Source organism: Burkholderia dolosa, from assembly GCF_902499135.1.
Taxonomy (GTDB): domain Bacteria; phylum Pseudomonadota; class Gammaproteobacteria; order Burkholderiales; family Burkholderiaceae; genus Burkholderia; species Burkholderia dolosa.
In genome coordinates this window covers 1-12,900 of record NZ_CABVPR010000016.1, presented here as the reverse complement: position 1 = coordinate 12,900, position 12,900 = coordinate 1, and the positions used below count along the sequence as shown (strand labels likewise).

Below are 12,900 nucleotides of genomic sequence, written 5' to 3'. Positions count from 1 at the left end.
AACGCGCGATTATCGTGACCTATACAAAATATGATCACCGTTTGGTGGTCGATGGGAGTTTGTTTATGGAACATCAAATGGGCACCGATGAAGAGTATCTGAACGTAGTTTTGGAGTCGGTGGGCAACGGCATCACTCTTAAGGAAATTCACGGGCTCGGCGAAGATCATATGGAGTCGATTTACGGCCTCGCATATGAGTTCTATCACCAGGGGCGGCTCGACGATGCGGAGAAGTTCTTTCGCTTTCTCTGTATCTACGACTTCTACTGCGTGGATTTCTGGATGGGTTTGGCCGCGGTGCATCAGATGAAGCGCGAGTATCAGAAGGCTGCGGACTTCTACGCGGTCGCGTTTGCTCAGGGAAAGGATGACTATCGTCCCATGCTTCATGCGGGTCAATGTCAGCTCGCGATGGGGCGACGCGGTAAAGCTAAGCAGTGCTTCACGGTCATCGTCGAGTCATCGTGCGATGACGTGTTGAGAGAGCGTGCTGCGACTTATCTGGATGCGATCAAGGAGAAAGTGCGGGAGCATGAACAAGGGAAGGTAATCGATGAGTGAGATCAATAACGACGGAATCAGTGGGGCATGGCAGGTATCGCCGCGGTTCGTTTCGGCAGATCTGCAGCGCGCGGCCGCTGCTAACCGTCTGGCCGTGGGCGGTGCCGACTGTCAGCAGCTGCTGGCGGAAATGGTCGAAGTGTTCGGCCGTCAGGACGACGGCGCGAAAGGCGAGCGTCCGGACGGCAGTCCGCTGCGGCAGCCGTCCGTGCCGTTCGGTCGTGCACTCGAGGTCGTGAAGAGCGTGCTGCCGCAATTGCAGCAGATGCCGCTGAGCCGGTTGGCGGAGAACGCATCAGCGATCGAACAGCGGCGAGCCGCGGAGGCTCACGACCGCGAGACGCACGTGAGCGGCTACGCCGCTGCAGTCGGCGAGCTGGAGACAGAAGTCGAGGGCTTCGGGCGCATGCTCGAGCAATATGCGAAGCTGGACGCGCATGGTAAGACGGCCGATGACGAAATTGCGCGGGTGCAGACCGCGCGTGTCCGCGCGTTCGATGCATTCGAGGCGGCAGACGAAGCGGCTCGCCAGCCGCGAGTCGGTGCGCCGGACGCGATGCAGCGCGAGGTCTCGGCGCTGGAAACGCTGCTGTTGCTGTTCTCGAAATTCTCGGAGATGTTGTCGGAGCGGGCCGAGTCGCGAATCGAGCACGAGAGCGCTCAGATCGACATCGCCCGCAAGGAGCGCCTGCAGAAGATGCTCGACGAAATGGACCGCGTGGAAAAGGAGAACGCGAAAGCCGAGGAGTTGAACAAGACGGCCGGTTGCGTCGGCAAGATCATCGGTGCGGTCGTGACCGCGGTGGCCACGATCGGCGCGGTGTTCACCGGCGGCGCAAGCCTGGCGGTGGCCGGCATCGGCCTCGCGCTGATGGCGGCGGATTCCATCGTCCAGGCGGCGACGGGCAAATCGTTCATGGAAGAGCTTTTCAAGCCGGTAATGGCTGTTTTGCAGCCGGTGCTCGAATTCCTGTCCGACAAGTTGTCCGACGTGCTGCAGGCGCTCGGTGTCGGGGAAGAGATCGCGAAGATGATCGCGATGGTAACCGTGGCTGTTGCGATGGTCGGGGCGATCGCCGCGGTGTCGCTAAGCGGCGCGGGCAGTCTCGTTGCGAAGGGTGCGGGCAAGGTCGCGTCGCTGCTCGCGAAGGGCGTCGAGCGTACCCTCGGCAAGCTGGTTCCCGAGGCGCTGAAGCAGGCCGCGTCGCAAGGCGGACGACGGCTGGCTTCCGGTGCATCCAACATGGTCGAAGCCGCGATGGAGCGCCTCGGCATGAAGAGCGATGCGATCAGCCGGCAAATGTACGGCCACCGCATGCAGCAGATGGCTGCCGGCGGCGCCGTCGTCCACGTTGCCGCGACCGGCGGGCTGAACATCGCTGCCGCGGTGCACGGAGTGGAGGCGGCCAAGGGGGAGGCCAAGGTGAAGGTGCTCGAGAACGAAACGGAATTGCTCGAGCGGTTGATGCAGGCGCTGCTTGATGCGGTGGCGAGGTCCGCGGAGCAGGCGAACGCAGTCTTTGCGGCGATCAGCCGCGTTGTGCAGACACATACGGACGCCAACGTGGCTGTGACCCGCATGATCGCGGGAAGCCGCGTCGTTTGAAGATGAGCGCGTTTTTTACAATGAGCGTGTTTTTTACATACAGGAATACAGATATATGGCAGGACTGATCATGACAATCGCATCTCCGGTCGGCGACTTCGTCCCCCTCGGTAACGTCGAGCCATCGACCGGCAGCCAGAAAACCGCCGAGGCTCGGGCCATCAAGCAATCGAACGGTGAGCAGATCGCTCCGTACGTCGCTCCCGAAGCGCACACCTTGAGCGTGCCCGATCTGGCCCGCCTGATGACGCGCGACCTCCAGTCGCTGGAGCCGCAAACGCGCGACCGCGTGCTCGCCGACCTGCATACAGACACGGAGCGGCTGAACGGTGAACTCGACGCGCTCGAACAGCAGTTTGCGTCGGCGACGCGTGACCGTCGGACGGAGCCCGTCGAGCGCGATCCGCGCGACATGCGCGGTGTACCCGAGGGCGGCGGCGAGCCGGGAACGGAGACGCCGAAGGGTGACAGTTTCTCGCGCCTGACCGATCTTTTGGCCCGCGCGCTGATGCTGCTCGGAAAAATCTCGAGCGAGCGTAACGCCAACGGCATGCAAATGGCCGTGACGTCTGCTGAGCATGCACGCAAGGCGGGCGACAAGATCGTTGAAAGCGCGCGGCACAATCTCGGCGGTGCGATTGCCGGCGCGGCGGTCGGGCTCGTGACGACGGGCACCGGCACTCGGCAGGTCATGAATTCGCAAACGCGGCAGATCAAGAACCTCAAATTCAACGACCAGAAGGCGGTGAGCTTGCGCGACGACGCGCGCGCGATCCGAAAGTCCATCGCACAGGCGGATGCGCCAGAACTGCAGCCGGATCGCCTTCGGAATGTCGGCGGGGATCGCCATCCCGCGACGTTGCAATCCAGCGAGCGGAATCTGACGCGGGCCGAGCGCGACACGCTCGAAGTGCAGGCCAGCGAGATGGATCAGCGCGCGCTTGACCTCGAGCAGCGGTCGAAGGAGGTTTCGTTCGAGCAGCAGCGTAAAACGGTACTCGGTCAAGCCATCTCGTCGATGGCCCAGCCGGCTGCCGGCATCGCGCAGTCGGGCGCCGGCGTGGCGGCTGCGGCGGCCACGGGGCAGGTCAAGGTCGAGGACAGTTCGAGTGCGCTTGCGTCGGGTATGCAGCAATCGCTGGTGCAATCGGCGGTGCGCACGGAGGAGTCGGTCAAGGCTCTGTTGTCGAAGCTCGAGCAACTGATGGCGGGCCGGCAGAGCCTCGTTTTGGGCATGCTGCGCGCGTGACGGCGCCGTAATCGCAAGGCCGCCTGGACGGACGATGCGTCCCGGCGGCATTTTTTGTATCAACACGGATTGGAAGAGAGGAAGAGATCGTGACGGAGTTGTCTATCGGCACTTTCGTGAGTCGAAGCGTCCCCGGCTTTGGGGACTACGTTGTTGCGAAACGGGTTGACGAGCAGCCGGCTCCGTCTGCAACGGCGAGCGAACGCAATCTAGAGGAAGAACGAGGTGACGCGTCGCCGCGGATGCGGTTGCTCGGTGAGCTGCAGGCTGCGCATGCGGCGTACGCGGAGGCCGAGCGTGACGTGCTCGATATTCGCCTGAGTCTGGCGGATTCGCCGCGGCAGCCGCGGACCATCGGCGCGCGCGAGGCGCTTGAGGAGGCGTTGGCGAAGCGGGATATGGCCGGAGTTCGTTTCGAGAACATCATGCAATCATTGCATAGCGAAAGCGATGCGCCGGCGACCCAGCGTAAGCTGTCTCAGGACGAGATTATTGAGCTGATTTTCGAATGGCTCGACGTCAAAGATGATAAGGAATTCTTGCAGATTGCGTTGTTGTTATATCGGGAATTAATTTCCAGCCTCCCTGAATTTGAAGACTTATTCCCGGCGGAAAAGGATATTATTCGGCTGATTTTTGAGGAGCTCAGTAAAGATCCGGAGAGTCGCGACTGGATTGTCAATCTCGGTGCACTGATATACGCGATAGGGATGCTATTCTCGTATACGGAGGGTGATGTCGGGAAAGTTAAAAAACTTCTCCAGGATTTTAAACTATTGGTCGAAGCTATAGCGAGGGGTGAGCGAGAAAAGCCGGATCTTGAGTCCATATTGGCTGGGTTGCTGGAGGGTATTTCTGAGAATAGGCGGGAACTTGAGCGCCTTCTAGAGATTTTTCGTGAACGCGTGGAGCAGTCGCCGGAGGATTGGGACGCGCAGATAAGATACCTCCTCCTGCAGTTACTCGATGAGGTGCTCAAAAACATTGAGGGACAGATTGAGGAAAACAGGGATCGTATTGATCTGATTTTTTACGGCTTCCAGTTGATGGTGGAACTCGCCCTGTGGAAATTGAGACGCCCGGAACCGGAACCGGAACCGGAACCGGAACCGGAACCGGAACCGGAACCGGAAGGACCGGGAGGACCGGGCGGTACGTTGCCGCCGATCAAGCCGCTGCCGCCGGTGACGCTACCTCCGATTACCGGTAAGCCGATCGGGGACATATGGGCGGAGCTCGTAAAGTCGATCAAGTATGGGGCAGCCAAGCTGAAGGCGTATGAAAGTTGGTTTTCGGACGTCGTTTTTGTATATGATTTATTTGTCAAGGATATTTATTCTAAGCTTGGGAGCTTCTATAGCTCCACGAGTGATGGTGACAAAATCTTCAATACTAGCCGTCTCGCACGCGCGATTGAAGATTTTGTCCAGGCTGAACTGAATGGTGCTGCGGTTTATGCAGAATCGAGGGAGCAACTGAAGAGTTTGTTCGATGAACTCGGACTCTATGTGCCAGAGAGTGCGTTTAAGAAGGATCATCTTGGGAGATGGTATGTTGATCGAAAAGATGTGCCGGATCATCCTTTGAATAAGCTGTATGAAAAACTAAAGGCGGCCGTGACTTCTGTGCATGGATCCTGGGATGACCTTGTGTCCGGAGACTGGTATGTCTACGTAGACAAAGAGGGTGGTGCCACATCGATTGCGAAACTTATGTCTGCCATGGAGCAGGCAATGTCTCGTTTTGAAGAGGATATGCAACTTTACGGCCAAAAGTACGCGGATATGCATTCGAAGTTCGAGAACCTCAACAAGACGATCGCGTCGATCATGCAGATCATGGCCGACATTGCACAATCGATCACACGGAACATTTAATGGTGAACCGCTGCGCGATTCACGCGTAGCGGTCTAATATGACTGGAGTAAATGATGCCCGAGATTCTTTCGGCTTCTCATCGTACCCCTGTTGTCGGCGCAATGCATGAAGCGTCGACGCAAGACGCGCTGCAGTCAAACCGTATCGCTGATTGTTTGACGGGGGCAGTCTCGGATTCGACGCACTATGTTGAAGTGCGCGGTCGTGGTACATCGGCCCGGCTTGCCGTGGCACCCTGGGGCGATTCGTCTGTCGGCACGGTGTCCGATCGGGCCGGTAGCTCGCTGAGCGTCGAGGATCGACAGCGCATAGCGCACGGTCTGGTGACCGAGCGGGTTCGTGAACTGATGGAGAACCGAAGCGCGGACGGTAGCGAGCGCGGTCGTTCCACGCCCGTGGCGCAAGAGCGCGCGTTGCACGGGGTTCATACGACATTCGAACTGAAAAGCCGGAGTGCGCAGCAAGCGCTTGCTGCGCTGATCGATGGCGACGCGAAGGTGCTGCAGTCCGTAGAATCGGCTGACGTCTCTCCCGCCGCGCGCCGACGATTGCAGAATATCGCGACGATGCTGGACGTCGCGCGGCGGTCCGGTGTGCAGGCACAAGAGTGTGACGCATTGGCGAAACAGGTCCGCGATCTCGTTTTGAGCAAGGGGCTGGGTAGCAATTCTCCTTTCGCCGGATACAACGGCAAAGGGAACGGCAGCACGCGGCTCTCGGAGATCGAGGACGAGGTTAGCAAGCTCGTGACGAAGGAAGCGTTCCAGAGGGAAGTCGGGCATGTGAGCGCACGCGTCGCAGCCGCTCAGGCCGATTACGTCGAAGCACGTCTGGGGGGGGCGCTTGACGGACCGCGACGGCAAGCGATCATCGATAACGGCGGCATCATATCGGAGCGCGCGAAAGCGGCGTTGCAGGCCCTCGTCCATAACTGGAACGAACACTCGGGGATGAACCGGGTATTTCTGCTCGAAATCCTGCTGGACGCGGAAAGGTTGCAGCGGGCGCTTGACGTGCCGGCGCGCGAGCCTGCCGCACATGGCGTTGCCGATGCCGACGGTGAGCGTGCGGGGCCGCAAACAGACGGGCGACACGGCGGCGTGCGCGCCGAGGAGGTGTCGCCGGGCGGCGTGCGCGCCGGGGAGGTGTCGCCGTATGGTCCGTACAACAAAATCGTGTTCTCGCCGACGATCACGGTGTCCTGTGGTGGTGCTTCGGAAGGCCCGCAGCATGTCGGCACGGCCGATGGCCTGGTGTCGCCGATGAAGCCCGGCGGGAATGACGATTCTCACGATGCGACATCGATCACCGCTACGCGGCAAGAGAATGAGTTCGAGGATCGCGACCAATGGTCCGAACCCGTGCGCGGCGATAGGAACGGTGACTCTGACCGGGACGATGACCGATCATATGATGGTGGATCGGTGTCCCGTATGAAGTGGGATCGGGAGTTCCGCACTTCCAGCGACGTTGGCACGCAAACGGATTTTGCGGATGTTCAGCGCCGGGAAGTCGGTACGCAGACTGAACCATTGAGCGGACCGAACGCTCATCCCGATGCGAACACGCTGGCCAAGCCTACCTTGGCCTCGCAGTTCACGTTCGCGCGCATCTTTAGCACCGTGCCCCACACGCACGGACCTGTTTTCAGTATGCCGTATCGTCCGCTCTTGCCCAGCTTCGCGGCTCCCCTGCCGCCTCGGACGGGCGTTGACCAGTACGACGGATTTGCGCTGAGACATAGCGGATCGTATCTGGAGTTGGCGGATCTGGATCCCGTTGTGACGACCCAGCGATTCTTACGTGAGAATCGATACAACGTCGCTGTGCCGAAGCCGTTCGAGTCTGCCTTCGATGGCCACGCGCGGCATAAGCCTGCCGGCGCGGAGGACGAGCGCTCGAAGAGTCCCGACGGCATGAGCGGGGCGAACGGGGCGCAAGGGAAGGAGGATTGGCAGCGTACACCGGCGTCCCCGCATGATGAAGGCGGGGCGGACAAGCGTGTCGGTCCGCATCCGGACGATAACACGCCGCCTATCGTCAACAAGCAAGACAGCCGCGCCGTCTTGCGTCATTGGAAAGAGTTAGTTGGACCGGCGCCTTCGCTCGGCAGGGGCTTTGCGCACGAGCATACCGGCTCGTATCTGAACAAGAACCTTGGCAAAGTCGTCACGACCGAAGGGTATGGGCGAGTTGGAGGATAGGGAAATGAAGGGGGACGTAATGGGCGGTACGAATGCGATTGCGCACGGAACGGATGTCGGTTGCGTGCCGAATGAGGTTCGGAGCTTCCTCGCAGATTACTTTTCGTTTAGGGAGCCTCTGCAGGACGACCTGAAACTCATCGACGACATCGGAGCCGATTCGCTGGACATTCTGCAGGTCGCGGTTACGTTGCAGGACATGTACGGCATTCATATCGACGCCGATGCATTGCCAAGCATGTTGACGGTAGGCGGCACATGCGACCTGGTACAGCAGTTGATCGACGAACGACGGCAGACCGGTCGGATACTGCATTCGTGAAATCGCTTTGCGCAAGCGGTGTAAGCCTCGATGGGCAAGCGTTTCGATACACCGCAGGTCGAAGCCGGGGGGAGCCGGCCTACATGCCTATAACTGGAGAATGGTAGAGGTGTTCAATCATACGATCGCAAAATTGTTGTTGGAATTTGCTCGATTGACGGTCAATGATCGGAAAGATTTTCTGAATGAAGTCAATCTTTATCTCGTGTCGTCCGCTCAGGCTCAAAGAAAGAGAGCGAAAGTGTGGAATGGTGGAGTGCGTGGCCAGGTCGCGAGAGAACTCGCGGCTGTGAGATCGAAACGCGCCGAACGATGAAGCCATAGCGGCTCGGCGGTTCGGATCTAGTCGGGGCCTGTAGCTCAGCGGTGAGAGCAGTCGACTCATAATCGATGGGTCGCGGGTTCGAATCCCGCCGGGCCCACCATTCGACACGCATCTTTATCGCACATCACCATTTGTCGCTTGCCGCGCAGCATGCACCGGGGCGCAGGAAAAGCCGCGTTGCGCATTCATATTTCGTTGATTTTGAAAAATCGTATCGCCGGTCGTTTGTGTTGCAGCGATTCAGCCGGCAGATGACGCCAAATCGACCTCATTTGCGATAATAGTCTCCACCGGCAGAGGATCGGGATCTGCGGTCGGAAAGAGCGTCCGGAATGAGCGATTTTTGCATTGACTCGATCTGGCCCGTCCGTCAGCATGCGTGAACCGTTTTCGCGATGGGGCATATTGGAATTACGACTGGAGACTATCGATATTGCATCACGTTCGCGATGGAGGGAGGTGGCGGCTGATGCTGGCCGCTTATATATGCGGTTCGTTCCGAACGTTGCGTCGGGGCAGCTGCTATTTTATTTATTTTATAGATATGCGATATGAAAAAAATAATTCTTTCTGCGCTCTTGCTCGGTAGCGGTGCGGCTGCGTTGGCTTACGAAGTGGAGTGTGGCGGCAAGATCGCGTGCGGCTACCCGTCGTATGATCAAAACGCAAATGTGACCATTCTTCATCCGGGAATGGCTTTCAAGGAGGCTTCCGGATATCCGGTCAATCCGAAGGTCGGTGCGCGGGATTTCATTCTTCAGGGAAAGCTCAAGCATATCGATACTTACCTGAACGAGCGGTCGTCGTATAAGGTGATAGGGCAGACGCTCGAGGATGATGGCAAGTGGCACGACGAGGGTTCGCGGCCGCTAAGCGTCGTGATATCGAATCAAGGCACCGACGCGACTCAAATCGTCGGTGAGTATATTCGCGATCGTGTTCTCGACGCGCTAACGGGCGGCAATGTTCAGCTTGTGCAAGGTAAGCTCGATGAAATTGCAAAAAGCATGGGGCTGTCGCTGCCGAGCGAGAGTCTTCAGCAAATGGCGAGCGCGATTGATAACAAGGGGAAGTCCGAGTCATTCAACTACCTGGTTAACTACTTTATGCGCCTGAAGAACGGAGCGAATGCGGCAGGTGGCCATATGGTGATGGCCAATAAGCCGCTGATCGTCACGTTGACGACCTATCCCGCACCGAAGACCAACGCACGCGCCGTTTGTAGCCTCGGAAGCGCGACGGTTACAGTGGACAAGGTACGTGCAACCGTCGACAACTTCTTCAAAAACAAGGGCTGCGATTGATTCGCCGGGGATTTCCGCTTGATGTGCATTGCCGCCTTGCGTTCGTTCCGATTCAATGACATATGAGTCGCAAGACGAGCGATGCTTCGCAGGGGCCGAGTCGACACGTGTGTCGGCTCGGAACGTTCGCGACGGGAACGCCGGACGGGCGTGGCGCGCGCGATTACGATTGCAGCGTTCGTCTGGACTGCCATAATTGCTGCCGCCCGGCGCGTGCTATGGAGGCTCCGATACCGTACGCCCGCGCGCGTCGACGGGTCGGCTCACTCCGTGGCCGATGGCGAGAAACCTGCCGTCGCATCGAACGAAGCACGGGCGCACCGGCTCGTCGCTGAAACGAGCGTGTCCGATCAGGCCGACGAGGAAAGAACCTTGTTCGTCGCTTCGATCGGTCACGAAATCCGCACGCCGCTCAACGCGATCGTCGGTCATCTGGAGCTTGCGTTGCGGGGCGCTCGTGGCGATCGCGCGCAGCTCGATCGCCTGAACGTGATCAACGATGCCGCGAACGACTTGCTGGCGACGCTCGACGGCATGCTCGAGCTCTCGAGAATCGAGGCCGGCGAAATGTCATTGCGGGACGATCCGTTCGACGTGGTCGACGTTTATGAACGTGCGCTTGCCATCTTCTCGCCCCTCGCGCGAAGGAAAGGCATCGCATTTCACGGACACTTCGATCTGCAACTGAACGCGCGCGCGCTGGGCGATGCCGGCCGCCTGGGGCAGATCGTCGACAACCTGGTGAGCAACGCGCTGAAGTTTACGGCGCAGGGAAAAGTGACGCTGGGGTTGCGGGGCGAGCCGGCGATATGTGACGACGGGAAGGACATGACGACGCTGATCGTCACCGTCGAGGATACCGGTATCGGCATTCCCGCATCGGGCATCGACCGGCTTTTTCAACCGTTCGCCCGGATCTCGCACGCGTCGGACGATCGATGCGCCGGCACGGGGCTGGGACTCGCGCTATGCCGGCGTCTCGTTACGCTGATGGGAGGGTCGATCGACGTCGACAGCACGCCCGGACAAGGCAGCCGGTTCGTGGTCCGGGTTCCATTGCGTGACAGCCGGCCGGTATGGCCTCTGCCGCGCTTCGATGGCGAGCCGGTCGTTGTCGTGTCGCCGATGGCGGAATGGCGCGATTGCATCGAGCGCCATCTCGGCGCGTGGAATTTATGCGTCAGCCCGTTCGATTCACCCGCTGAGGTCTCGTCCGTGCTGCTCGACCGCAATCCGATCGTGATCGTCCACGGCGGAAAAAAAAACTGGCCGCAGGCGCACGAAGGCCGGTTGCTCGATGCGGCGCGCCATACGTTGCGTTGCGTCGAAAACGGGCCGATGGAGCCGCAGCGGGTCGGCAGGTGCACGGAGCTCGCGTGCTGCTCGCTACGCGGCGTGGCGGACACGCTGTCATGCGTTGTGGCCTGCGGCGAAATTCCGCACGCGCACAGCGAACCGGCCGTATCCGGTTCGCGTGCCGGTATCGACCGGCCTTTGTCGATACTGGTCGTCGACGACAATCCCGTCAATTGCTACCTGCTCGAGCAGCAATTGCATACGCTCGGATGCAGAGTCGCCACGGCGCGCGGCGGCCGAGCAGTGCTGAAGATGTTCGACGGGGGCTCGTTCGACGCCGTCCTCACCGATGTCTGCATGCCGGGTATGAGCGGCCCCGAGCTTGCACGTGCGTTGCGCGCGAAATCGGTCGACGTGCCGATTTACGCGCTGACTGCGAGACCGTTCGAGGCAGAGAACCGGCGCTGCGTCGAGGCCGGTATCGACAAGGTCGTCACGAAACCGCTGTCGCTCGACAGGCTCTACGAAGAACTCGAAGACCTGGCGTGCAACGTCGGCGCGGCGCTTGTCCGCCCGACCCGGGCTGCAGATGGCGCGAGCGCTCGTGCACCGGTACATCTTCGCAACATATTGCTCGAGTCCACCGGCGTGTCGTTTGCAAAACTGAGAGCCGCGTGCCGCCATCGCAATCGCGAAGCCGCGCTTGCCGAGCTGCATGCGCTCAAGGGGTGCTTCGGACTGCTTCCGGCCCCGGCGCTTAGACGGCAACTCGCGTGCATCGAGGCGGACGTGGCCGCCCGCGGTATCGAGGCGCTCGACCATTTGCTCGATCCTTTCGAGGCGGCGTATTGGGAAATCGCGAAATCGATATGACGCCGTGGCGGAGCGTGCGCGGTGATCGGGATTTTGTTTTTTGTATCGAAGTCACGGCTAATATCGACATCGGTTTTTTTATGGGGTAGTCATGTCGTCATTTATGATCTTCTCGGCGGAGAATCTCAAGCGGGCAAATGTACGCGGAATTGAAAAGGAATTCGTGGAATCCCGCCCCGAGTTGTCTCGCAACATTGATAGTGCGCGGAAATGTGCGGTGCAGTATGAGCGATTTTTGGGAGCGAGGGCGGATCGAATCCAACGAGAAGTTCGATCCCTCGCAGAAAGCAGGAGAAATGGCGGAAACTTTTCGCCGAGGCGACATGACCTGGCTGCCTACGTTTTCGCACGTCAGATCGTCAATCGACCCATTAACCACCGTCTTCCCTTGCTGATTGACGCCACCGACACGGTTGAAGATGTCCGTAAAATCATGAAGTACGGAGCGGACAATGCGGGATCCGGTAATGTCCATATTCTGGAAGCGAGCCGGCGCATTCGATACGCAAGGGAATACTTCGAAAAGCATAAGCCGGGAACGGCGTTTGAAGCGGCGGCGGCCATGAAGATCGAAGCCGGAAACTGTCAGGAACAGGCCTACGCATGCGTCGCACTTCACGGAAAGAAGCTGGACAGCGACGGTTCGATATCTGTTGTGTCGAGCACGACCGCCGATCACATGTGGGTCGAGGCGAGAAGCGGTCGATTCGGCGCGTCGATCGTCATGGATCCGTGGTGTAAAGGGCCCGCCGTCATGGCCACGGATATCGCAGCGTCTTTTCCCCGGCGACAGAATGTTGAAATTTCGAACAGGATGGGGCAGGCCGATGCGTTGAAATTCTCGAATAAAGTAGAAGAGATTTTCGGAAGCAAGCATGCTCTCAAGAAGTTTGAAAAGGGGCTTGTGAAAACAAAAGCGCCACGGATGGTCGTGTCCGGGCCGAATTTTCATGCTCCGTCGGTGTTGGGCGAACCGATCAAGGCGGCGGTCAAGGAAAAACTGCTGAACGGGAGCTCTGGCAACGATTCATCGACACCGGCGATCGAGAAGTCGAAAGAATCGGTCCAGGGTCCTCCGTCTAACTCCAGGAAATTTTTCATGGAAATTGGCGCGGTACACGCGGCCCGCGAACTGGGGGCAACTATTCGACGGGCCGTCGATGCGTCGCCTTGGGTGATCGAAGCACTGAAACGTCTGATCAGCTAGTGTCCCGTTCCGCTGATTCGCGAACAAAGTCGGTGTAGCTTTTCGAGGATGGAATCGGCAGACGCGGTCCAGA

The 12,900-nt window shown here is 59.2% G+C and carries 9 protein-coding genes and 1 tRNA gene; all 10 read left to right on the top strand.

The window, feature by feature from the left end; translation table 11 throughout:
* The first annotated feature begins 14 nt into the window (after positions 1-14).
* The 10 genes from sicA to BUB20358_RS09720 all read left to right on the top strand — a co-directional run bounded on the left by sicA (position 15) and on the right by BUB20358_RS09720 (position 12,827).
* Positions 15-563, top strand: a complete 549-nt coding sequence (gene sicA / locus BUB20358_RS09765; protein ID WP_006766946.1) for a type III secretion system translocator chaperone SicA — start codon at positions 15-17, stop codon at positions 561-563.
* Positions 556-2,169 carry a type III secretion system translocon subunit SseC family protein gene (sctE, locus tag BUB20358_RS09760; protein WP_006766947.1) on the top strand — a complete coding sequence of 538 codons (1,614 nt, stop codon included), beginning with the start codon at positions 556-558 and terminating at the stop codon, positions 2,167-2,169. The genes sicA and sctE overlap by 8 nt, the downstream gene beginning before the upstream one ends.
* A gap of 55 nt (positions 2,170-2,224) precedes the next feature.
* A complete protein-coding gene (locus tag BUB20358_RS09755; protein ID WP_006766948.1) occupies positions 2,225-3,418 on the top strand; it encodes an IpaC/SipC family type III secretion system effector in 1,194 nt (397 codons plus the stop codon).
* Positions 3,419-3,507: 89 nt separating this feature from the next.
* Complete coding sequence (locus BUB20358_RS09750; protein ID WP_045552275.1) at positions 3,508-5,295, top strand: hypothetical protein; 1,788 nt, start codon at positions 3,508-3,510, stop codon at positions 5,293-5,295.
* Between the two features lie 54 nt (positions 5,296-5,349).
* On the top strand, positions 5,350-7,500 hold the full coding sequence (locus BUB20358_RS09745; RefSeq protein WP_123806735.1) for a hypothetical protein: 2,151 nt from the start codon (positions 5,350-5,352) through the stop codon (positions 7,498-7,500).
* Between the two features lie 4 nt (positions 7,501-7,504).
* On the top strand, positions 7,505-7,822 hold the full coding sequence (locus tag BUB20358_RS09740) for an acyl carrier protein (RefSeq protein WP_158380450.1): 318 nt from the start codon (positions 7,505-7,507) through the stop codon (positions 7,820-7,822).
* A gap of 349 nt (positions 7,823-8,171) precedes the next feature.
* Positions 8,172-8,247: transfer RNA gene (locus tag BUB20358_RS09735), tRNA-Ile, on the top strand.
* A gap of 451 nt (positions 8,248-8,698) precedes the next feature.
* Entirely contained in the window at positions 8,699-9,451 is a 753-nt protein-coding gene (locus BUB20358_RS09730; RefSeq protein ID WP_123806734.1) for a hypothetical protein, read from the top strand.
* Between the two features lie 270 nt (positions 9,452-9,721).
* Entirely contained in the window at positions 9,722-11,620 is a 1,899-nt protein-coding gene (locus tag BUB20358_RS09725; protein WP_035975055.1) for a hybrid sensor histidine kinase/response regulator, read from the top strand.
* A 91-nt stretch (positions 11,621-11,711) separates the two neighbouring features.
* Complete coding sequence (locus tag BUB20358_RS09720) at positions 11,712-12,827, top strand: hypothetical protein (RefSeq protein ID WP_123806733.1); 1,116 nt, start codon at positions 11,712-11,714, stop codon at positions 12,825-12,827.
* Positions 12,828-12,900 lie beyond the last annotated feature (73 nt).